Raw genomic sequence first — 20,783 nt, forward strand, 5'->3', positions numbered from 1 at the left:
GGGATAAGGGGCCCGACAACGGGCCGCCGACACGTCACTCGCCGACCGCAATCGTCAGCGTCTCCTTGATTTCCTCCATCACGACATAGCTCTTCGACTGCACCGCGCCCGGCAACTGCAGCAGGATATCGCCGAGCAGTTTCCGGTAGTCGGCCATCTCGCCGATCCGCGCCTTGATCAGGTAGTCGAAATCGCCGGACACGAGATGGCATTCGAGCACCTCGTCGATCTTCATCACCTCGCGGCGGAACTGCTCGAACATGTTGCCGCCCTTGTGGCCAAGCGTGATCTCGACGAACACCAGCAGCGCGGCACCCAATTGGCCAGGGTCGACCCGCGCGTGATAGCCGGTGATCACGCCGTCCCGCTCCATGCGCCGCACGCGTTCGATGCACGGCGTAACGGTCAGTCCGACCTGTTCCGCGAGGTCCTTCATCGCCATCCTGCCGTCGTCCTGGAGCAGTTTGAGGATGCGCCGGTCGAGCTTGTCGAGCGAGCGTACGGGCTGACGTTGCGTTCTCATTTGTTTATGCTGAAAACCGGAAAAATACGATAACAAAAACTGGACATTCGACAATACCATAGCGCAAAAAACTAGATCAGTTAGAGGTTACACGGAGCCGCAGGTGCGCCCGGCCTCGACCTGGTCCCTTCCATCTGGAGCAGCTATGCGAGTCGTCATTCTGGGCAGCGGTGTGGTGGGCGTGGCAAGCGCGTATTACCTCGCGCGCGCCGGTCATGAAGTCACGGTGATCGACCGGGAAGCAGGCCCCGCGCTCGAGACGAGCTTCGCGAATGCAGGCCAGATCTCCCCCGGTTATGCCGCACCGTGGGCCGCGCCCGGCGTGCCGCTGAAGGCCGTCAAATGGATGTTCGAAAAGCACGCGCCGCTCGCGATCCGCCTCGACGGCACGCGCTTCCAGCTCCAGTGGATGTGGCAGATGCTGCGCAACTGCACGCCCGAGCGCTATGCGGTCAACAAGGGCCGCATGGTCCGCCTCGCCGAATACAGCCGCGACTGCCTGCAGGCGCTGCGCGCCGACACCGGCATCCAGTACGAAGGCCGCACGGGTGGCACGCTGCAACTGTTCCGCACGCAGCAGCAACTCGACGGTGCGGCGAAGGACATCGCCGTGCTGCGGGAAGCGAACGTGCCGTTCGAACTGCTGTCGCCGGCCGAACTGAAGAACGCCGAACCGGCGCTCGCCGCCGTATCGCACAAGCTGACGGGCGGCCTGCGTCTGCCGGGCGACGAAACGGGCGATTGCCAGTTGTTCACGACGCGCCTCGCGGCGTTCGCCGAATCGCTTGGCGTCAAGTTCCGCTACAACACGCCGATCGATGCGCTCGCGATCGCGGGCGGCAAGATCGCCGGCGTGCAGTGCGGCAGCGAGACGGTGCGCGCGGACGCGTACGTCGTCGCGCTCGGCTCGTACTCCACCAACTTCATCTCGAACCTGATGAAGATCCCCGTCTATCCGTTGAAGGGCTATTCGATCACCGCGCCGATCGTCAACGAAGCGGCCGCGCCCGTGTCGACCGTGCTCGACGAGACCTACAAGATCGCGATCACGCGTTTCGACCAGCGCATCCGCGTTGGCGGCATGGCGGAAATCGTCGGCTTCGACAAAAAGCTGCGCGCTGCGCGCCGCGAAACGCTCGAAATGTGCGTGAATGACCTGTTCCCGGGCGGCGGCGATACGTCGAAGGCGACGTTCTGGACGGGCCTGCGCCCGATGACGCCGGACGGCACGCCGATCGTCGGCCGCACGCCGGTGTCGAACCTGTTCCTGAACACCGGCCACGGCACGCTCGGCTGGACGATGTCGTGCGGCTCGGGCCAACTGCTCGCGGACCTGATCTCCGGCAAGATGCCTGCGATCCAGGCCGACGACCTGTCGGTGCATCGTTACCTGAAGGACGTGGCCGGCCAGACGCGCCCGGCATACGCCTAAGCCGCGGCTGCCCGCGGCAAGGCGGGCTGGCTCGCATCAAAAGAAAAGGCGCCCCTCGGGGCGCCTTTTTCATTTCGCCGAATGCGTGGCGCGGGATCAGAACTGGTCTTCCGTCAACGCGAGCACGCTCTCGTTGCCCTTCGCGCCGACGATCGACGCTTCGAGCCCGCCTGCCTGCACCAGAACGTGCTCCGCATAGCATTGCGCGATCGCGATCTTCGCATCGAAGAACGCCGGGTCGCTCGCGCGATTCGCCTGCGCCGCCACCAGCGCGCGCGCCATCTGCCACCCGCACAGCACCACGCCCGCCAGCTTCAGGTACGGCACGCTGCCCGCGAACACCGCGTTCGGATCCTGCTTCACGTTCGCCACCACGTAATCCACCACCGACGACAGCGCTCGCGCGCCCTTCTCCAGCTGCGCCTTCATCGAGGCCGCCGCCGCGCCGTCCAGCCTGCCCAGCGCCGCCACCGTCGCGTCGATCTCCGCGATCAGCGCCTTCGCCACCGCGCCGCCGTCGCGCATCGTCTTGCGGCCGACCAGGTCGTTCGCCTGGATCGCCGTCGTCCCTTCGTAGATCGCCAGGATCCGCGCATCGCGGTAGTACTGCGCCGCGCCCGTCTCCTCGATGAAGCCCATCCCGCCGTGCACCTGCACGCCCAGGCTCGCCACATCGTTCACCATCTCCGTGCTCCAGCCCTTCACGACCGGCACCAGATACTCGTAGATTGCCTGATGACGGCCACGCGTCGCCTCGTCCGAATGGCGGTGGGCAACGTCGCTGTGTGCGGCTGCCACGTACGCCAGCGCCCGCGCGCCTTCGGTCAGCGCGCGCATCGTGCCGAGCATGCGGCGCACGTCCGGGTGATGGATGATCGTCACCGACTGCTTTGCCGACCCGTCCACCGGGCGGCTCTGCACGCGTTCCTTCGCGAATTCCGCCGCCTTCTGGTACGCGCGGTCGGCCACGCCGATCCCCTGCATCCCGACGCCGAAGCGCGCCGCGTTCATCATGATGAACATGTATTCGAGGCCGCGGTTCTCCTCGCCGATCAGGTAGCCGATCGCGCCGCCGTGGTCGCCGTATTGCAGCACCGCCGTCGGGCTCGCCTTGATCCCGAGCTTGTGCTCGATCGACACGCAGTGCACGTCATTGCGCGCGCCCAGCGAACCGTCCTCGTTGACCATGAACTTCGGCACGATGAACAGCGAGATGCCCTTCACGCCTTCCGGCGCGTTCGGCGTGCGGGCCAGCACCAGGTGGACGATGTTGTCCGCCATGTCGTGCTCGCCCCACGTGATGAAGATCTTCGTGCCGAATACCTTGTACGTGCCGTCGCCCTGCGGCTCGGCGCGCGAGCGCACCAGCGCCAGATCGGAGCCCGCCTGCGGCTCGGTCAGGTTCATCGTGCCGGTCCATTCGCCCGAGATCAGCTTCGGCACGTAGCGCTGCTTCTGCTCGTCGGTGCCGGCCGTCAGCAGCGCCTCGATCGCGCCGTCGGTCAGCAGCGGACACAGTGCGAACGACAGGTTCGACGCGTTCAGCATCTCGATGCACGGCGTCGCGATCAGCTTCGGCAGCCCCTGGCCGTCGTACTCGGCCGGATGCTGCAGCCCTTGCCAGCCGCCTTCGACGAACTGGCGGAACGCTTCCGCGAAACCCGGCGTCGCGGTCACGACACCGTCCTTCCAGCTGCTCGGGTTGCGGTCGCCTTCGACGTTCAGCGGCGCCAGCACCTCGCCGCAGAACTTCGCGGACTCGTCGAGCACGGCCTGCGCCGTGTCGTAACCCGCATCCTCGAAGCCCGGCAACTGCGCAACGGCGTCGATGCCCGCGAGTTCCTTCAGCACGAACAGCATGTCCTTGACCGGTGCGACATAACTCATGGTGCGCCTCCTTCGTTTCTCTTTCGTCGATGGCGTAAAAAAAGGGGCGCTCGTCGCGCCCCTCTTCTCGTGTGCTTACTGCTGAAGCGTCAAGCCGCGTCAGCCGAGCTCGGTCACGAGCTCCGGCACGAGCGCGAACAGGTCGCCAACGAGACCATAGTCGGCCACGCTGAAGATCGGCGCTTCCGGATCCTTGTTGATCGCGACGATCACCTTCGAATCCTTCATGCCGGCCAGATGCTGGATCGCCCCCGAGATGCCGACCGCGATGTACAGCTGCGGCGCGACGATCTTGCCGGTCTGGCCGACCTGATAGTCGTTCGGCACGTAGCCTGCGTCGACTGCGGCACGCGATGCGCCGAGTGCAGCCGACAGCTTGTCGGCCAGCGGCTCCAGCACCTTCGTGTAGTTCTCGCCGCTACCCAGACCGCGGCCGCCCGACACGATGATCTTCGCGCTGGTCAGTTCCGGACGGTCCAGCTTCGTCACCTCACGGCCTACGAACTGCGACTTGCCGGTGTCGGCCGCGGCCGCGATCTTCTCGACCGCTGCGCTGCCGCCTTCGGCCGCCACCGGATCGAAACCCGTCGAGCGCACCGTGATGACCTTGACCGGATCGCTCGACTGCACCGTCGCGATCGCATTGCCTGCGTAGATCGGGCGCTCGAACGTGTCGGCCGAATCGACCGCCGTGATGTCCGAGATCTGCGCGACGTCCAGCTTCGCGGCGATACGCGGTGCAATGTTCTTGCCGTAGGCGGTAGCCGGCGCGAGGATGTGCGAGTAATCCTTCGCGATGTTCAGCGCGGTCGCTTCGACGTTTTCAGCCAGGCCCGCTTCGAGCTGCGGCGCGTCGGCCAGCAGCACCTTCGAAACACCTGCGATCTTTGCTGCCGCATCGGCCGCCGCTTGTGCGTTGTGGCCCGCGACCAGCACGTGAATGTCGCCGCCGATCTTCGCTGCCGCCGCCACCGTGTTCAACGTCGCGGCCTTGACCGACGCGTTGTCGTGTTCTGCAATCACCAGAATCGTCATTTCTTTGCGCTCCCTCTTACAGCACCTTGGCTTCGGTCTTCAGCTTCTCGACCAGCGTCTTCACGTCCGGCACCTTCACGCCGGCCGCGCGCTTCGGCGGCTCGACCACCTTCAGCGTCTTCAGACGCGGCGCGACGTCCACGCCCAGGTCTTCCGGCTTCACGGTTTCCAGCGGCTTCTTCTTCGCCTTCATGATGTTCGGCAGCGTCACGTAGCGCGGCTCGTTCAGGCGCAGATCGGTCGTGATCACCGCCGGCAGCGTCAGCGACAGCGTTTCCGCGCCGCCGTCGACTTCGCGTGCGACCGTAGCCTTGCCGTCCGCCACCGTCACCTTCGACGCGAACGTCGCTTGCGGCAGGCCGGCCAGCGCGGCCAGCATCTGGCCCGTCTGGTTCGAATCGTCGTCGATCGCCTGCTTGCCGAGAATCACCAGTTGCGGCTGTTCCTTGTCGACCAGCGCCTTCAGGATCTTCGCGACAGCCAGCGGCTCGACGCTGTCGGTCGATTCGACGAGGATCGCGCGATCCGCGCCGATCGCCAGCGCCGTGCGCAGCGTTTCCTGCGCCTGCGTGACGCCCACCGACACGGCGATCACTTCGGTCGCGACGCCCGCTTCCTTCAGGCGCACGGCTTCTTCAACGGCGATTTCGTCGAACGGGTTCATCGACATCTTCACGTTCGCGATGTCGACACCCGTGTTGTCCGACTTCACGCGGACCTTCACGTTGTAATCGACCACTCTTTTCACTGGCACCAGGATTTTCATGCACACGCTCCAAAGTTACGAATACGACCAGAGGCCATTTTATAGCGAGGCCTCGTGACTGCGCGGCCAAGCGGACCCAACCATCGTGGCTGTCGAGGATACCGCTTCTTGGCGACGCGCCAATGATAGCGAACGATCGTTCTATTTTAAAAGAGAAAAAACCCGGACGCAAAGCCCGGGGTTTCGATCATCGACTCTAATCTCGCCGGGCGCCCCGTGCTGCGCCTGTTACCAGGCGGCAATGACCGCGCCGCCGAACTTGCCTTCGATGAACTGCTTCACGTCGGCCGAATGATAGGCGGCAACGAGTTTCGCGACCCACGGCTTGTTCCGGTCCGCCTCGCGAATCGCGAGGATGTTCGCGTACGGACCGTTCGGGCCCTCGATCGCGATCGCGTCCTGTTTCGGTTTCAACCCCGCTTCCATCGCGTAGTTGGTATTGATCGCGGCCGCGTCGACGTCGCCGAGCGAGCGCGGAATCTGCGCCGCATCGAGTTCGACGATCTTCAGCTTGCGCGGATTGTCGACGATATCGAGCGGCGTCGCCTTCAGCCCCGCATCCGCGCGCAGCTTCAGGAGGCCCTGCTTTTGCAGCAACAGCAGCGCTCGGCCGCCGTTGGTCGGATCGTTCGGCACCGCGACGCGCGCGCCCGGCTTCAGTTCGGCCAGCGACTTCACGCGCTTCGAATAGATGCCCATCGGGAACGTGACGGTATCCGCGACCTTGATCAGCTTGTAGCCGCGATCCTTCACCTGCGCCTGCAGATACGGATCGTGCTGGTAGCTGTTCGCATCGAGGTCGCCCGCCGCGAGCGCGGCGTTCGGCTGCACGTAATCGGAGAATTCGACGATGCGGATCTCGAGGCCGCTCTTCGCCGCGACCTTCTTCACCGCTTCCATGATCTGCGCGTGCGGTCCGCCCGTCACGCCCACCTTGATGGTTTCGGCCTGCGCGTGCGCGCCCGCGAACAGCGCGGCCGCACCGAGTGCCGCCGCGAACTTCAACATGAAGCGTCGTTGCATCGTGTCTCCCCTAACGGATCAATCTGGTCTTATTTGTGGCTCAGCCGACGCACGAGCCAGTCGCCGAACGACTGCACGATCTGCACGAACACGATCAGGATCGCGACCACCGTCCACATCACTTCCGGCAGATAACGCTGGTAGCCGTAGCGGATCCCGAGATCGCCGAGCCCGCCGCCGCCGATCGCGCCGGCCATCGCCGAGTAACCGACCAGCGACACAAACGTGATCGTCAGGCCCGCGACGACGCCCGGCAGCGATTCGGGCAACAGCACCTTGAATACGATCTGCGACGTGGTCGCGCCCATCGCTTGCGCGGCCTCGATCAGCCCGCGGTCGACCTCGCGCAGCGCCGTCTCGACGAGACGCGCAATGAACGGTGCCGCCGCGAGCGTCAGCGGCACGACCGCCGCAGCCGTGCCGATCGACGAACCCGTGACGAGCCGCGTGAACGGGATCACCGCGACCAGCAGGATGATGAACGGCGTCGAACGGACGGCATTCACGATGCCGCCGAGCACGCGATTCACCGCGAGGTTCTGCAGCACGCCCTGGCGGTCGGTCAGGTAGAGCAGCACGCCGAGCGGCAGCCCGACGAGCGCGCCGACCGCCCCGGAGATGCCGACCATGATCAGCGTCTCCCAGAACGACTGCACGAACATATCGAACATCTCACTCAACATACGAAAGCTCCTCTACCACCACACCTTGCTCGCGCAGGAACGCGAGCGCCTGCCCGACCTTGCCCGGCTCGCCGCCCGCGAGCACCGCGAGCGAACCGAATGCCTGCCCCTGGATCTCGTCGATCTGGCCGTGCAGGATGTTGAAATCGAGTTCGTACCGGCGGATCGTCTCCGACAGGATCGGCTGGTCGACACCCGAGCCCGTGAACGCGAGCCGCAGCAGATGCCCGCTGCCCGTCTTCAGCCGCTCGGCCACACGCGCCTTCAGCGCGGGCGGCAGTTCCTGCGCGATCACGTCGCCGATCAGCGCGCGCGTCACTTCGTGATGCGGCTGCAGGAACACGTCGATCACACGGCCCTCCTCGACCACGCGCCCCGCATCGAGCACCGCGACGCGATCGCACACTTGCTTGATCACTTCCATCTGGTGCGTGATCAGCACGATCGTCAGGCCGAGTTCGCGGTTGATGCGCTTCAGCAGGTCGAGGATCGAACGCGTGGTCTCGGGATCGAGCGCGGACGTCGCTTCGTCCGACAACAGCACTTTCGGCTGGCTCGCGAGCGCGCGTGCGATGCCGACGCGCTGCTTCTGTCCGCCGCTGATCTGCGCCGGATAACGATCCTTCTGCGCGGACAGCCCGACGAGGTCGAGCAGCGGCAGCACGGCAGCCTCGATGTCGGCACGGCTTGCGCCGGCCAGCTCGAGCGGCAACGCGACGTTGTCGAACACCGTGCGCGACGACAGCAGGTTGAAGTGCTGGAAAATCATGCCGATCTCGCGGCGCGCCTCGCGCAGCTGGCCTGCCGGCAGCAGCGTGAGATCGCGCCCGCCGACGACGACATTGCCTTCGGTCGGCCGCGTGAGCAGGTTGATGGTGCGCACGAGCGTGCTCTTGCCGGCGCCGCTTCGGCCGATGATGCCGAACACCTCGCCCTGCGGAATCGTCAGGTTGACGTTGTGCAGCGCCTCGACCCAGCCGCTCGGCCCGGGAAAACGCTGCGAAAGATTGCGTAATTCGATCATGTAAACAAAACGGCGGCCGGCTGGCGAGTTGGCCCGCCAGTCGGCCGCCGATGGATCTGGAATAACCGCCGATTTTACCGCAAACCCCTCATTCCCCTTAATAATCGATTTCGATCTTTTCATAACTACAAGAAATTAGAGGGGCGCTGCTGGCCCGCCGCAGGAATGCCGCGACTATGATCCGGAACACGCATGCCAACGAACAGGGGACACGCCAGATGACCGCCACCACCACGCCGGCCGCCGCGCCCGCCACCGCCGGATCGGCGCCTTCGTCGCCGCCCGCGCCGAAAATGGGCCGGCTGCGTACCGCGGACGGGCTCGAACTGGCGTCGTACCGCTGGCCGGCCGGCGACGACACGGTGCCGCCGCGCGCGACGATCGCGCTCGTGCACGGCCTCGCCGAACACGCGGGCCGTTATGCCGCGCTCGCCGGCCGGCTGAACGCGGCCGGCATCGACGTGCTCGCGATCGACCTGCGCGGGCACGGCCAGTCGCCCGGCAAACGCGCGTGGGTCGAACGCTTCGACGGCTACCTGAACGATGCGGATGCACTGGTTGCCGAAGCGGCGCGCGGTCATTCGCCGTTGTTCCTGATGGGACACAGCATGGGCGGCGCGGTCGCGGCGCTGTACGCGATCGAACGCGCGCCGGCCCGTGGCCACGCGCTGACGGGCCTCGTGTTGTCGAGCCCGGCGCTCGCGCCGGGGCGCGACGTGCCGCGCTGGATGCTGGCGGTGAGCCGTATCATCAGCCGCGCATGGCCCACCTTCCCCGCGATCAGGATCGATGCGGCGCTGCTGTCGCGCGATCCGGCCATCGTCGCAGCCAATCGCGCCGATCCGCTCGTGCATCACGGCGCGGTGCCCGCACGCACCGGCGCGGAAATTCTCGACGCGATGGCGCGGATCGAAAGCGGCCGCGGCGCGCTGCGCGTACCGGTACTCGTCTATCACGGCACCGCGGACAAGCTGACCGAACCCGACGGCAGCCGCGCGTTCGGCGCGCGCGTCGGCTCGCCCGATCGTACGCTGACGCTATACGAAGGCGGCTTCCACGAAACGATGAACGATCTCGAACGCGACCGCGTGATCGACGCGCTGATCGCGTGGATTCACGCGCGCGTGCCGACGCGCTGAGCGCGCGCGGCCCGGCCGGCCGGTCAGATGCCGGCCAGCACGCGCAGGTGCGCGACGACGCTGCGCCCGAGCGCGGACAGGTTGTAGCCGCCTTCGAGGCAGCTCACGATACGGCCCTGCGCATGACGGCGCGCGACGTCGACGATCTGCGCGGTCAGCCATTCGAAGTCGGCCTCGACGAGGCCGAGGTTGCCGATGTCGTCCTCGCGGTGCGCATCGAAGCCGGCCGACACGAACAGCATCTGCGGCTTGAACGCGTCGAGACGCGGAAGCCAGAACATGTCGACGGCTTCGCGGATCGCCATCCCGTTGCTGCGCGCGGGCATCGGCAGGTTGACCATGTTCGGCGCCTGGTGATCGACGCCCGAGAACGGGTACAGCGGATGCTGGAAGAAGCTGCACATCAGCACGCGCTCGTCGTTCGCGAACGCAGCCTCGGTGCCGTTGCCGTGGTGCACGTCGAAATCGATGATCGCGACACGCTCGAGACCGTGTACGTCGAGCGCATGCCGCGCGGCGATAGCGACGTTGTTGAAGAAGCAGAAACCCATCGCGCGCGCGGGCTCCGCATGGTGGCCAGGCGGGCGGACGCCGCAGAATGCATTCGCGTAGCGGCCTTCGATCACCGCGTCGGTCGCCGCGATCGCGGCGCCGGCCGCACGCAGTGCCGCGCGCCACGTATCGCGGTTCATCAGCGTATCGGGATCGATCTCGACGTAGCCGTCGACCGGCGTCATGCTCCGGATGTAGTCGATGTGCGCCTGCGTATGCACACGGCCCAGCGCCACTTCGCTCGCGAACGGCGCGGTTTCGTGCACGATCAGGTCGTCGATGCGGCTCGCAATCAGTTGATCCTGGATCGCCGACAATCGGGCCGGGCATTCCGGATGCCATTCCCCCATCTCGTGCAGCATGCAGTCGGGGTGCGTATAGAAAGCGGTTGCCATAAGCTGTCATCGGCAGCGCGCGGTGCGCCGCAGGTCTCCATCAATGATGTCCATCGTCTGCCGCGAATTCGCCGCTAACTTACCACAACGGGGGCCCGCTTCGCCCCGACGCGCCGGATGCGCAGGTATACTGCGCCGAACACAATCGCCCTGTCCGCCCGCTTCGACATGAATTCCAGCAAGCCTGCCGCCCTTCTCTCCGCGCTGTTCCGTGTTCGCGGCCCGCTCGTTGCCGCCGCCGTCGTCGCGGCCCTCGGCGCCACGCCTGCCGGCGCGCAGACGCAACCCGCGAAGTCCGCAGGCAAGCTCGTCGCGCAGGCACAGCCCCAGCAGCCGTCGCCACCGGGCCAGACCTTCGAAGAGGAAATCGTTCCGCAGCGTTACGCGAACAACGCGAAGGTCGACGCGTTCATCGACGAGATGGTCAGCCGCAACGGCTTCGACTCCACGAGCCTGCATGCGCTGTTCTCGCGCATCAGCTATTCGGCGACGGCCGTCAAGCTCGTGAAGCCCGCCGCGTCGCCGACGGTCAAGAACTGGCGCGTCTATCGCTCGCGCTTCATCGAGCCGATCCGCATCAACGCGGGCGTGAAGTTCTGGAAGGCGAACCAGGCAACGCTGCAGCGCGCCTCCGCAGAATTCGGCGTGCCGCCCGAGGTGATCGTCGGCATCATCGGTGTCGAGACGATCTATGGCCGCTACATGGGCAATTTCCGCGTGCTCGACGCGCTGACGACGCTCACATTCGACTACCCGGACACGCCGAATCGCGACAGTCGCCAGGCGACGTTCCGCAAGAACCTCGAGGATTTCCTGGTCTGGACTCGCGACAACCAGCTCGATCCGACCACCGTGCTCGGTTCGTATACGGGCGCAATCGGGATTCCGCAGTTCCTGCCGAGCAGCATCCGCGAATATGCGGTCGACTTCGACGGCACGGGCCATGTCGATCTGCGCAGCAGCCCGGTCGACGCGATCGGCAGTGTCGCGAACTACCTGAAGCAGCACGGCTGGGAAACCGATCGCCCGGTGGTCTGGCAGATCACGCCCGACACGGGCAGCCTGGGCATTGCACAAGCCGCCGCCGACGGCCAGCCCGAACCGCACTGGGCGCTGTCGCAACTGCTGCGCGCTGGCATGACGCTGAACGAGCCGACGGTCAACATCACCACCGAAGCCGGCACGCCCGTGACCGTGGTCGACCTGCCGTCGCCGGGGCGCGCGACGGAATACATGCTCGGTCTCAAGAATTTCTACGTGCTGACGCGCTACAACCGCAGCTTCTTCTACGCACTCACCGTGTACCAGCTCGGCGAAGCCGTGAAGGCGCAGATGGAAGCCAGCGGCGCGCTGAGCCCGGCCGACGCCGACGCACAGTCGCAGTAAGCACGGCCCACCCAAAGAAAAAACGCCGCTCGTGCGGCGTTTTTTTTATCTCGTGCGCGACGCATGCGACCCCGCGCTCACGCGGGGAACACGCCCGTGGACAGGTAGCGGTCGCCGCGATCGCAGATGATGAACACGATCGTCGCATTCTCGACCTGACGCGCGATGCGCATCGCGACTTCGCACGCGCCGCCCGACGAAATGCCCGCGAAGATGCCTTCGACCGCCGCGAGCCGGCGCGCCATCGTTTCCGACGCGGCCTGGCTCACGCTCTCGACGCGGTCGACACGGCTGCGATCGAAGATCGTCGGCATGTACGCTTCCGGCCACTTGCGAATGCCCGGAATGCGCGAGCCGTCTTCCGGCTGCGCACCGACGATCTCGATCGCCGGGTTCTGTTCCTTCAGGTAACGCGACGTACCCATGATCGTGCCCGTCGTGCCCATGGCCGACACGAAGTGCGTGATGCGCCCTTCGGTATCGCGCCAGATCTCCGGGCCCGTCGCTTCGTAGTGCGCAATGGGATTGTCGGGGTTCGCGAACTGGTCGAGGATCACGCCCTTGCCTTCGCGCTGCATCTGGTCCGCGAGATCGCGCGCCAGTTCCATCCCGCCCTTCACCGGCGTCAGGACGATTTCGGCACCGTAAGCGGCCATGCTCTGGCGGCGCTCGACCGACAGATCCTCCGGCATGATCAGCACCATCTTGTAGCCGCGGATCGCCGCGGCCATCGCCAGTGCGATGCCCGTGTTGCCGCTCGTCGCCTCGATCAGCGTATCGCCCGGCTTGATGCGCCCGCGCGCCTCGGCCTTGCTGATCATCGACAGCGCCGGGCGATCCTTCACGGAACCGGCCGGGTTGTTGCCTTCGAGCTTCGCGAGCACCACGTTGTTGCGCGCGCGAATCTCGTCGTCCGGCAAGCGGACCAGTTGCACGAGCGGCGTATTGCCGATCGTGTCTTCGATAGTTTTGTAAGCCATGGAGATACCGTGAGTGCGAGGCCGATCAATCGATCGATTGTAAACCAGCACCGCCGCTCGCGCCGGCAACCCCTTTGAGACGATGGAATACGCGTGCCGCGCGACGCGTAAGCGCCGCGCACGCGGTGCGCACGCAAAAAACCCGCGGCATGCCGCGGGAAGCCGTCGCAACGACGGCGACTGAAGGAGCTCTGTGTCTGTCGCGCGCTGCGCGTTACTTCTGCGCGGTGCGGGCAGGCGCGGCGGCAGGCTTTGCCGCCGCCGGCTTGCCCGCGGCCGGTGTGGCCGTGCCTGAACCGGCCGCGCCTGAGCCGGCCGCGCCTATCGTCAGCCCTTCCTGCTGAAGTCGCTCGACGGTATGGCCGCCCATGCCTTTCACGCGTGACGCGAGATCGTCCGCATTCCTGAACGGACCGCGTGCGCCGCGTTCGTCGAGAATCGCCTTCGCCCGCGCCGGGCCGATGCCCTTGATGCCGACGAGCGCATCCTCGTTCGCCGTGTTGACGTCGACGGCCGCCCAGGCCGACGCGATCGCGCCGAACATGGCCGCTGCGGCAAACCATTTCCTGATCATGTGCTGGATCTCCGATGAAAAACGGCCGGCGGCTGCCGACCGTGAGACCCAGTCTATCGATGCAGCGCGTCCGCTTAAACCTGGCCGGATAGCCAACGGACGTAGCGGTCGACGCCTTCCTGCACGGTCAGGAACGGCGTGTCGTAGCCGGCCGCGCGCAGCTTCGTCTGGTCGGCCTGCGTGAAGCACTGGTACTTGCCGCGCAGCGCATCGGGGAACGGCACGTATTCGATCAGCCCCTGCTCGACCTGCTGCGCGAGCGTCAGCGGCGGCAGGTTGTCGAGCGCGCGCAGCGTGTTCACGACCGTCGACGCGATATCGTTGAACGGCTGCGCACGGCCCGTGCCGAGGTTGAAGATGCCCGATTTCTCCGGATGATCGAAGAAGAACAGGTTCACCTTCGTCACGTCCTCGACCGACACGAAATCGCGCGTCTGCTCGCCCGGCGCATAACCGTTGTACTCGCCGAACAGCTTCACCTTGCCTTCCGCGCGGAACTGGTTGAAGTTGTGAAACGCAACCGACGCCATGCGCCCCTTGTGCGTCTCGCGCGGACCGTACACGTTGAAATAGCGGAAGCCGGCGATCTGACTCTTCGCGGCCGGCAGCACGCGGCGGATCACCTGGTCGAACAGGAACTTCGAATAACCGTAGACGTTCAGCGGCGCCTCGACGTCACGCTCCTCGACGAAACGCGTCGAGCCGCCGTAGATCGCGGCCGACGATGCGTACAGGAACTGCGCGCCCTGTGTGAGGCATGCGTCGAGCACCGCGCGGCTGTAGCGGAAGTTGTTGTCCATCATGTATCGGCCGTCGGTTTCCATCGTGTCCGAACAGGCGCCTTCGTGGAATACCGCGCGTACCTTGCCGAAATCGCCGCGCGCAAAGCGTTCGACGAATTCCGTCTTGTCGAGATAGTCGTCGATCTCGCAATCGACGAGATTGCGGAATTTGTCCGCGCGCGTCAGGTTGTCGACCGCGATGATGCGCGTCTCGCCGCGCTCGTTGAGCGCCTTGACGATGTTCGCGCCGATAAAACCGGCTGCGCCGGTGACGATGAGGGTCATGATCGTCCTGCCTGAAAAATGCGAGCCACTCGTGCGGCGCGCTCGTCGCGCCGCCGAATGCGCTCAGTGAAACAGTTCGTCGTAGTCCACCGTGGCCGTGCCGAGCTTGCCGACCACGATGCCTGCCGCGCGATTCGCGAGTACCACGGCATCGTCGAGCGGCACGCCCGCGCCGAGCATCGTCGCGACCGTCGCGATCACGGTATCGCCCGCGCCCGACACGTCGAACACCTCGCGCGCGAGCGCCGGTGCATGCAGTTCGCCGGTGGCGGAAAAAAGCGTCATTCCCTCTTCCGAGCGCGTGAGCAGCAGCGCGTCGATGTCGAGTTCCGCGCGCAGCTTCGCAACCCGCGCACGCAGATCGTCTTCCGACTTCCACTGCCCGACCACTTCGCGCAATTCCGCGCGATTCGGCGTGATCAGCGACGCGCCGCGATAGCGCGCCCAGTCGTCGCCCTTCGGGTCGACCAGGACGAACTTGCCGGCCGCACGCGCCTTCTCGATCATCGTCGTGACGTGCGTGAGGCCGCCTTTCGCGTAATCCGACATCAGTACGACGTCGTGCTGCGGCAGCAGCGCATCGAAGCGCGCGAGCCCCGCGAGCAGCACCTCGTGCGTCGGCATCGCCTCGAAGTCGACGCGCAGCAGTTGTTGCTGGCGCGCGAGCACACGCAGCTTGATCGTGGTCGGCAGCGCCGGGTCGCGCTCGAGATGAGGCGTCACGCCACTGCTGCCGAGCAGCTCGACGATCCGCTCGCCGGGTTCGTCGCAACCGACGACGCACAGCAACCCGGCCTGGCCGCCGAGCGTCACGGCATTGCGCGCGACGTTCGCCGCGCCGCCGAGCCGCTCTTCCTGACGCTGCACATGCACGACCGGCACGGGCGCTTCCGGCGAAATACGATCGACGTTGCCGAACCAGTAACGATCGAGCATCACGTCGCCGACGACAAGCACGCGCGAGCGCGCGAGCTGCGCGCGCGGCACCGGAACGACTTCGCGAAGAGTATTCATCGTAGGGTCAGCCACGGGAAGACGACCGGGGATCGACATACGGCCGTCCGATCGCGTAGTAGTCGATGCCCAGTTCGGCCATCGCGTCCGGCTCGTACAGGTTGCGCCCGTCGAAGATCACCGGCGCCTTCAGTTCGGCCTTCAGGCGCGTGAAATCGGGGCTCCGGAATTCCTTCCATTCGGTCACGATCACGAGCGCGTCCGCGCCCGTCACGGCGACGTCCTGCGTATCGACGAGATGCAGCCGCGCCAGCGCGTCCGGATTGCCGTCGAAATCCAGCGCGAACACGCGCCGCGCCTCGTCGACCGCGACCGGATCGTACGCGCGCACGGTCGCGCCGCGCTCGAGCAGTGCGGCGATCAGGCGGCGGCTCGGCGCCTCGCGCATGTCGTCGGTGTTCGGCTTGAACGCCAGGCCCCAGACCGCGAACTCGCGGCCGGTGAGATCGGCGCCGAAGCGCTGCTCGATCTTGCCGATCAGCACGTCCTTCTGCGCATGGTTGGCCGCCTCGACGGCTTCCAGGATGCGCAGCGGCTGACCGTTCTCGCCTGCCGTGCGGATCAGCGCCTGAACGTCCTTCGGGAAACACGAGCCGCCGTAACCGACGCCCGCATACAGGAAGTGGTAGCCGATGCGCGGATCGGAGCCGATCCCGCGACGCACGGCCTCGATGTCGGCACCGACCTTGTCGGCGAGATTCGACATCTCGTTCATGAACGAGATGCGCGTCGCAAGCATCGCATTCGCCGCATATTTCGCGAATTCGGCCGAACGCACGTCCATGTAGATCGTGCGTTCGTGGTTGCGGTTGAACGGCGCGTAAAGCTTCTTGATCTTCTCGCGCGCGATCGTGCCCGTCTCGTCGTCGTCGACGCCGATGATGATCCGGTCCGGACGCATGAAGTCCTCGACCGCGGCGCCTTCCTTCAGGAACTCCGGGTTCGACACGACCGAGAAGCGATGCGCGACGCTACCCGCGAGCCCGCGTGCGGCAAGCGCCTCGTCGACCACGCCGCGCACGCGCTGCGCGGTACCGACCGGCACCGTCGACTTGTCGACGATCACCTTGAAGCTCGTCATGTGGCGACCGATGTTGCGGGCGGCCTCGAGCACGTATTGCAGGTCGGCCGAGCCGTCCTCGTCGGGCGGCGTACCGACCGCAATGAACTGGATCTCGCCGTGCGCGACGCTCGCCTCGATGTCGGTCGAGAAACGCAGCCGCCCCGCCGCGCGGTTGCGCGCGATGATGTCCAGCAGCCCCGGTTCGTGAATCGGCATCCCGCCGTTGTTCAGGATGTCGATCTTGCGCGGATCGACGTCGAGACAGAAGACGTCGTGACCGATCTCCGCGAGGCATGCGCCCGTGACTAGACCGACGTAGCCGGTGCCGATGATGGTGATTTTCATAGATGTTCCGGTACTTCCCGGTAATTGACTAACTTGGCCGCCGGGACGAGCCCGGCGGCAACCGCAGCGCGTTGGTTCCGCGTGCCGGGATCAACCCGGCATCGCAGGTTCGACGCGGCGCGGCGCATAGGTTTCCCAGCCGCTGCATCCGGGGCACTGCCAGTAAAAGAGCCGTGCCCGGAAACCGCAATTCTGGCACGTATACCGTGGCAGATTTTTCGTGCGCTGCTTGATCAGCGCACGCATCATTTCAAGTTCCTTACGACGCGGCTCGTCAGCCGCCGCGATCTGCGCATCGAGCAGGTGCAGCATCCCCGACAGGTTCGGCGATTTCTCCATCTGCGTGCGTGCGAGCGTGTGCGCCGCGTCCTGGCCGCGCAACCCCGCGATGTGCTGATACGCGACGTCGAGCAGGTCGTTCGAAGGATAGCGGTCGACATACCCCATCAGCAGCTCGGCGCCTTCGACGTTCTTGCCGAGCGCGACATAGGCCTTCATCAGCTTGTCGGCGACGAGTGGCAGATACGCCGGGTTCTGCGCTTCGACGCGCTTCCAGTGCTCGATCGCGGCCGCGTGGTTGCCCTCCGCCTGCGCGGCGTCGCCGGACAGGATCGTCGCGCGAACGTTCTGCGGGTTCACGGTCAGCGCGAGCTGCAGCTGTTCGGCGGCCGCGGCTGCGTTCTTGCGGTGCAGCGCGTCCTGCGCGAGCTCGCAGTGAAACTGCGCGATTTCGGCGCCGAGCGGTTTGTCGCTCATCGACTCGATACGCTTCGCGGTATCGATCGACTTGTTCCAGTCCTTCTCGATCTCATAGATCGTCAGCAGCGCCCGCTGTGCGCCGAGCGCGTAGTCGCCATCGGCAAGCTTGTGGAACGCCTCCTCGGCGCGATCAAGCAGGCCTGCCTTGAGAAAATCCTGACCGAGCTCGTACAGCGCGTGGTCGCGCTCGTTGACCGGCAGGTCCGTGCGGCTCAGCAGGTTCTGGTGCACGCGAATCGCACGGTCGGTTTCGCCGCGACGGCGGAACAGGTTACCGAGCGCGAAGTGCAGCTCGACCGTCTCGGGATCGAGCTTGGCGACCTCGATGAATGCGTCGATCGCCTTGTCGGGTTGTTCGTTCAACAGAAAGTTCAGGCCGCGAAAATACGATCGCGGCAAGTTGGCGCTCTCCGACAGGAGATTCTTCAGGTCATAGCGTGACGCCGCCCAACCGAGCGCAAATGCGACCGGAATCGCGAGCAACCACCAGAAATCCAGATCCATGCGAGATATCGAAGCAGAGACGAAAACCGCGCGATTGTCGCGCGGCGTCCGTGTTAAATGACGGGCGGCATCGGCGGCTGGTCGACGACGGTCGGCGTTTCACGCGCCGCGCGTAGATCGCGCTTCAGGCGCCCGTTCTCGAGACGCAGGCGGAAGATCGAAGGCAGCGCGGACAGCAGGCCGGCCAGCAGCCCCACGGCGAAGAATGCCAGGCCGATCAGGATCAGCGGCGCTTGCCATGCGTAGCCGGCAACGAAATTCAGCGTCGCGGTTTGCGTATTGGCCAGCGCAAGCACCAGCAGCAGCACGAACACCAATACCCGGATCAGCCAGACGATAAACTTCATGAAGCCCTCTCTTTGTTGAGGTTTGCCGCGGCGCGCGACTCCCCTTCGCCGCACCGAATCGACCCGTATTGTAAAGGAAGCGTTTCCGCGGCTGCGCAGATCCTGCACGCGCCCGTTGCGCCGCGGTCGCCGGAAATGAAAAAAGCGCCCGCAAGGGGCGCTTTTCTTTTCAGCCTTCGCCGGACGGGTTCCGGTCAAACCGAACGACGCTCAACGCTCGTCGTCCGGATCGTCAGCCTTCAGCGGTTCACCGGCGCGGCCGTCGACGCGTTCGCGCAATTCCTTGCCAGGCTTGAAGTGCGGCACGAACTTCTCGGGCACCTGCACTTTCTCCCCCGACTTCGGGTTGCGTCCGACGCGTGCCGGGCGACGGTTGAGGCCGAAGCTGCCGAAACCCCGAATTTCGATGCGGTGCCCTTTCGCCAGAGCGTCAGACATCGCATCGAGCATCGTTTTCACCGCGAAATCCGCATCCTTGAGGACAAGTTGCGGAAATCGCGATGCCAGCTGCGCGACCAACTCGGATTTGGTCATACTTCAGCAGACCTCGTGAGGCTTACTGGTTCTGGCCGTCGAGCTTCGCCTTCAGCAGCGCGCCGAGGTTGGTCGTACCGGTCGCAGCCGAGCTGGTGTCGGCTTGCAGGCCGCGGATCGCTTCCTGTTGCTCAGCCGAATCCTTCGCCTTGATCGACAGGTTGATGCCGCGCGACTTGCGATCGATGTTGATCACCATCGCGTTGACCTTGTCGCCTTCCTTCAGCACGTTGCGTGCGTCTTCGACACGATCCTGCGCGATTTCCGACGCACGCAGGTAGCCTTCGACGTCGCCCGTCAGCGTCACGACCGCACCCTTCGCATCGACCGTCTTCACGACGCCGTCGACGATCGAGCCCTTGTCGTTCATTGCAACGTAGTTGCTGAACGGGTCGCCTTCGAGCTGCTTGATGCCGAGCGAAATACGCTCCTTCTCGACGTCGATACCGAGCACGATGGCTTCGACTTCGTCGCCCTTCTTGTACTTGCGAACGGCTTCTTCGCCGGTTTCGCTCCACGACAGGTCCGACAGGTGGACCAGGCCGTCGATGCCGCCCGGCAGACCGATGAACACGCCGAAGTCGGTGATCGACTTGATTGCGCCCGTGATCTTGTCGCCCTTCTTGAAGTTGCGGCTGAAGTCATCCCACGGATTCGGCTTGCACTGCTTCATGCCGAGGCTGATACGACGACGGTCTTCGTCGATCTCGAGGACCATGACTTCGACTTCGTCGCCCAGCTGGACAACCTTCGACGGCGCAACGTTCTTGTTGGTCCAGTCCATTTCCGACACGTGGACGAGGCCTTCGATGCCCGATTCCACCTCGACGAATGCGCCGTAGTCGGTGATGTTCGTGACCTTGCCGAACAGACGCGTGCCCGACGGGTAACGACGCGAGATGCCTTCCCACGGATCGTCGCCCAGTTGCTTGATGCCCAGCGAGACGCGGTTCTTCTCTTGGTCGAACTTGAGGATCTTCGCGGTGACTTCCTGGCCAACCGACAGGACTTCGCTCGGGTGACGCACACGACGCCATGCGATGTCGGTGATGTGCAGCAGGCCGTCGATGCCGCCGAGGTCGACGAACGCGCCGTAGTCGGTGATGTTCTTGACCACGCCGTTGACGATCGCGCCTTCCTTCAGCGTCTCGAGCAGCTTCGCGCGCTCTTCGCCCTGGGTTGCTTCGATCACTGCACGACGCGACAGCACGACGTTGTTACGCTTGCGATCGAGCTTGATCACGCGGAACTCGAGCGTCTTGCCTTCGTACGGGGTCGTGTCCTTGACCGGACGCGTGTCGACCAGCGAACCCGGCAGGAACGCGCGGATGCCGTTGACCATCACGGTCATGCCGCCCTTCACCTTGCCGGTGATCGTGCCGGTGACGAGTTCGTTGTTGTCGAGAGCCTTTTCCAGCGACAGCCACGATGCAAGGCGCTTCGCCTTGTCGCGCGACAGGATCGTGTCGCCGTAGCCGTTTTCGAGTGCGTCGATCGCGACGGACACGAAATCGCCCGACTGCACCTCAACCTCGCCCTGATCGTTCAGGAATTCCTCGATCGGAATGTAAGCCTCGGACTTGAGGCCTGCATTGACGACCACGAAGTTGTGGTCGACGCGCACGACTTCGGCGGAAATCACTTCGCCGGCGCGCATGTCTTGGCGGGTCAGCGACTCTTCGAACAGAGCCGCAAAGGATTCGGTATTCGGGGTGGAGGTTTGCAGGTCGGACATAAAAATCTGATAGTGC

The 20,783-nt window shown here is 65.2% G+C and carries 20 protein-coding genes; 3 read left to right on the top strand and 17 right to left on the bottom strand.

Features of this window, described 5'->3' with window-relative positions:
* Positions 1 to 34: 34 nt before the first annotated feature.
* Entirely contained in the window at positions 35 to 523 is a 489-nt protein-coding gene (locus VL15_RS26660) for an Lrp/AsnC ligand binding domain-containing protein (protein ID WP_012492860.1), read from the bottom strand.
* A gap of 145 nt (positions 524 to 668) precedes the next feature.
* On the opposite strand from VL15_RS26660, the gene VL15_RS26665 reads away from it, so the two are divergent.
* Positions 669 to 1,955: a D-amino acid dehydrogenase gene (locus VL15_RS26665; RefSeq protein WP_048249613.1), complete on the top strand. Its 1,287-nt coding sequence runs from the start codon at positions 669 to 671 to the stop codon at positions 1,953 to 1,955.
* Between the two features lie 96 nt (positions 1,956 to 2,051).
* Here VL15_RS26665 and VL15_RS26670 read toward each other — a convergent pair whose 3' ends face one another.
* The 6 genes from VL15_RS26670 to VL15_RS26695 all read right to left on the bottom strand — a co-directional run bounded on the left by VL15_RS26670 (position 2,052) and on the right by VL15_RS26695 (position 8,373).
* Positions 2,052 to 3,842: an acyl-CoA dehydrogenase gene (locus VL15_RS26670; protein ID WP_048249614.1), complete on the bottom strand. Its 1,791-nt coding sequence runs from the start codon at positions 3,840 to 3,842 to the stop codon at positions 2,052 to 2,054.
* Positions 3,843 to 3,941: 99 nt separating this feature from the next.
* On the bottom strand, positions 3,942 to 4,877 hold the full coding sequence (locus VL15_RS26675) for an electron transfer flavoprotein subunit alpha/FixB family protein (protein WP_048249615.1): 936 nt from the start codon (positions 4,875 to 4,877) through the stop codon (positions 3,942 to 3,944).
* Positions 4,878 to 4,893: 16 nt separating this feature from the next.
* On the bottom strand, positions 4,894 to 5,643 hold the full coding sequence (locus VL15_RS26680; protein WP_047900131.1) for an electron transfer flavoprotein subunit beta/FixA family protein: 750 nt from the start codon (positions 5,641 to 5,643) through the stop codon (positions 4,894 to 4,896).
* A 228-nt stretch (positions 5,644 to 5,871) separates the two neighbouring features.
* Positions 5,872 to 6,666 carry a MetQ/NlpA family ABC transporter substrate-binding protein gene (locus VL15_RS26685; protein ID WP_048249616.1) on the bottom strand — a complete coding sequence of 265 codons (795 nt, stop codon included), beginning with the start codon at positions 6,664 to 6,666 and terminating at the stop codon, positions 5,872 to 5,874.
* A gap of 29 nt (positions 6,667 to 6,695) precedes the next feature.
* Entirely contained in the window at positions 6,696 to 7,349 is a 654-nt protein-coding gene (locus VL15_RS26690) for a methionine ABC transporter permease (RefSeq protein WP_048249617.1), read from the bottom strand.
* Positions 7,339 to 8,373, bottom strand: a complete 1,035-nt coding sequence (locus VL15_RS26695) for a methionine ABC transporter ATP-binding protein (RefSeq protein WP_048249619.1) — start codon at positions 8,371 to 8,373, stop codon at positions 7,339 to 7,341. Before VL15_RS26695 ends, VL15_RS26690 begins: the two co-directional genes overlap by 11 nt.
* A 218-nt stretch (positions 8,374 to 8,591) precedes the next feature.
* Here VL15_RS26695 and VL15_RS26700 point away from each other — a divergent pair, with 218 nt between their 5' ends.
* Positions 8,592 to 9,512 (top strand): alpha/beta hydrolase, encoded by a 921-nt coding sequence (locus VL15_RS26700; RefSeq protein WP_048249722.1) that lies wholly within the window; start codon positions 8,592 to 8,594, stop codon positions 9,510 to 9,512.
* Positions 9,513 to 9,535: 23 nt separating this feature from the next.
* On the opposite strand, the gene VL15_RS26705 is transcribed toward VL15_RS26700, so the two are convergent.
* Positions 9,536 to 10,459: a histone deacetylase family protein gene (locus VL15_RS26705; RefSeq protein ID WP_011351344.1), complete on the bottom strand. Its 924-nt coding sequence runs from the start codon at positions 10,457 to 10,459 to the stop codon at positions 9,536 to 9,538.
* A 168-nt stretch (positions 10,460 to 10,627) separates the two neighbouring features.
* Here VL15_RS26705 and mltB point away from each other — a divergent pair, with 168 nt between their 5' ends.
* Positions 10,628 to 11,845, top strand: a complete 1,218-nt coding sequence (gene mltB / locus VL15_RS26710; RefSeq protein WP_048249723.1) for a lytic murein transglycosylase B — start codon at positions 10,628 to 10,630, stop codon at positions 11,843 to 11,845.
* 77 nt (positions 11,846 to 11,922) lie between these two features.
* On the opposite strand, the gene cysM is transcribed toward mltB, so the two are convergent.
* The 9 genes from cysM to rpsA all read right to left on the bottom strand — a co-directional run bounded on the left by cysM (position 11,923) and on the right by rpsA (position 20,767).
* On the bottom strand, positions 11,923 to 12,825 hold the full coding sequence (gene cysM, locus VL15_RS26715; protein WP_048249622.1) for a cysteine synthase CysM: 903 nt from the start codon (positions 12,823 to 12,825) through the stop codon (positions 11,923 to 11,925).
* Between the two features lie 214 nt (positions 12,826 to 13,039).
* A complete protein-coding gene (locus VL15_RS26720; protein ID WP_048249623.1) occupies positions 13,040 to 13,399 on the bottom strand; it encodes a ComEA family DNA-binding protein in 360 nt (119 codons plus the stop codon).
* A gap of 74 nt (positions 13,400 to 13,473) precedes the next feature.
* Positions 13,474 to 14,466, bottom strand: coding sequence for an ADP-glyceromanno-heptose 6-epimerase (gene rfaD / locus VL15_RS26725; RefSeq protein ID WP_048249624.1), 993 nt, complete (start codon positions 14,464 to 14,466; stop codon positions 13,474 to 13,476).
* A gap of 63 nt (positions 14,467 to 14,529) precedes the next feature.
* Positions 14,530 to 15,480: a D-glycero-beta-D-manno-heptose-7-phosphate kinase gene (rfaE1, locus tag VL15_RS26730; RefSeq protein WP_053077705.1), complete on the bottom strand. Its 951-nt coding sequence runs from the start codon at positions 15,478 to 15,480 to the stop codon at positions 14,530 to 14,532.
* A 7-nt stretch (positions 15,481 to 15,487) separates the two neighbouring features.
* On the bottom strand, positions 15,488 to 16,888 hold the full coding sequence (locus VL15_RS26735) for a UDP-glucose dehydrogenase family protein (RefSeq protein WP_048249625.1): 1,401 nt from the start codon (positions 16,886 to 16,888) through the stop codon (positions 15,488 to 15,490).
* Between the two features lie 90 nt (positions 16,889 to 16,978).
* Positions 16,979 to 18,151: a lipopolysaccharide assembly protein LapB gene (lapB, locus tag VL15_RS26740; RefSeq protein ID WP_048249626.1), complete on the bottom strand. Its 1,173-nt coding sequence runs from the start codon at positions 18,149 to 18,151 to the stop codon at positions 16,979 to 16,981.
* Between the two features lie 53 nt (positions 18,152 to 18,204).
* The gene (locus VL15_RS26745; protein WP_048249627.1) at positions 18,205 to 18,498 is read right to left on the bottom strand and encodes a lipopolysaccharide assembly protein LapA domain-containing protein; all 294 of its coding nucleotides are present in this window, start codon (positions 18,496 to 18,498) and stop codon (positions 18,205 to 18,207) included.
* Positions 18,499 to 18,708: 210 nt separating this feature from the next.
* Positions 18,709 to 19,032 carry an integration host factor subunit beta gene (locus tag VL15_RS26750; protein ID WP_006486894.1) on the bottom strand — a complete coding sequence of 108 codons (324 nt, stop codon included), beginning with the start codon at positions 19,030 to 19,032 and terminating at the stop codon, positions 18,709 to 18,711.
* A 22-nt stretch (positions 19,033 to 19,054) separates the two neighbouring features.
* Positions 19,055 to 20,767 carry a 30S ribosomal protein S1 gene (gene rpsA, locus VL15_RS26755; protein WP_048249727.1) on the bottom strand — a complete coding sequence of 571 codons (1,713 nt, stop codon included), beginning with the start codon at positions 20,765 to 20,767 and terminating at the stop codon, positions 19,055 to 19,057.
* Positions 20,768 to 20,783: the final 16 nt, after the last annotated feature.

Origin of the sequence: Burkholderia cepacia (genome assembly GCF_001039005.1) — a bacterium.
GTDB classification, from domain to species: Bacteria; Pseudomonadota; Gammaproteobacteria; order Burkholderiales; family Burkholderiaceae; genus Burkholderia; species Burkholderia theae.

Bases quoted from the DNA above. Each gene is read 5' to 3' on its own strand.
- VL15_RS26660 (WP_012492860.1), bottom strand. From the start codon at position 523: ATGAGAACGCAACGTCAGCCCGTACGCTCGCTCGACAAGCTCGACCGG.
- VL15_RS26665 (WP_048249613.1), top strand. From the start codon at position 669: ATGCGAGTCGTCATTCTGGGCAGCGGTGTGGTGGGCGTGGCAAGCGCG.
- VL15_RS26670 (WP_048249614.1), bottom strand. From the start codon at position 3,842: ATGAGTTATGTCGCACCGGTCAAGGACATGCTGTTCGTGCTGAAGGAA.
- VL15_RS26675 (WP_048249615.1), bottom strand. From the start codon at position 4,877: ATGACGATTCTGGTGATTGCAGAACACGACAACGCGTCGGTCAAGGCC.
- VL15_RS26680 (WP_047900131.1), bottom strand. From the start codon at position 5,643: ATGAAAATCCTGGTGCCAGTGAAAAGAGTGGTCGATTACAACGTGAAG.
- VL15_RS26685 (WP_048249616.1), bottom strand. From the start codon at position 6,666: ATGCAACGACGCTTCATGTTGAAGTTCGCGGCGGCACTCGGTGCGGCC.
- VL15_RS26690 (WP_048249617.1), bottom strand. From the start codon at position 7,349: ATGTTGAGTGAGATGTTCGATATGTTCGTGCAGTCGTTCTGGGAGACG.
- VL15_RS26695 (WP_048249619.1), bottom strand. From the start codon at position 8,373: ATGATCGAATTACGCAATCTTTCGCAGCGTTTTCCCGGGCCGAGCGGC.
- VL15_RS26700 (WP_048249722.1), top strand. From the start codon at position 8,592: ATGACCGCCACCACCACGCCGGCCGCCGCGCCCGCCACCGCCGGATCG.
- VL15_RS26705 (WP_011351344.1), bottom strand. From the start codon at position 10,459: ATGGCAACCGCTTTCTATACGCACCCCGACTGCATGCTGCACGAGATG.
- mltB (WP_048249723.1), top strand. From the start codon at position 10,628: ATGAATTCCAGCAAGCCTGCCGCCCTTCTCTCCGCGCTGTTCCGTGTT.
- cysM (WP_048249622.1), bottom strand. From the start codon at position 12,825: ATGGCTTACAAAACTATCGAAGACACGATCGGCAATACGCCGCTCGTG.
- VL15_RS26720 (WP_048249623.1), bottom strand. From the start codon at position 13,399: ATGATCAGGAAATGGTTTGCCGCAGCGGCCATGTTCGGCGCGATCGCG.
- rfaD (WP_048249624.1), bottom strand. From the start codon at position 14,466: ATGACCCTCATCGTCACCGGCGCAGCCGGTTTTATCGGCGCGAACATC.
- rfaE1 (WP_053077705.1), bottom strand. From the start codon at position 15,480: ATGAATACTCTTCGCGAAGTCGTTCCGGTGCCGCGCGCGCAGCTCGCG.
- VL15_RS26735 (WP_048249625.1), bottom strand. From the start codon at position 16,888: ATGAAAATCACCATCATCGGCACCGGCTACGTCGGTCTAGTCACGGGC.
- lapB (WP_048249626.1), bottom strand. From the start codon at position 18,151: ATGGATCTGGATTTCTGGTGGTTGCTCGCGATTCCGGTCGCATTTGCG.
- VL15_RS26745 (WP_048249627.1), bottom strand. From the start codon at position 18,498: ATGAAGTTTATCGTCTGGCTGATCCGGGTATTGGTGTTCGTGCTGCTG.
- VL15_RS26750 (WP_006486894.1), bottom strand. From the start codon at position 19,032: ATGACCAAATCCGAGTTGGTCGCGCAGCTGGCATCGCGATTTCCGCAA.
- rpsA (WP_048249727.1), bottom strand. From the start codon at position 20,767: ATGTCCGACCTGCAAACCTCCACCCCGAATACCGAATCCTTTGCGGCT.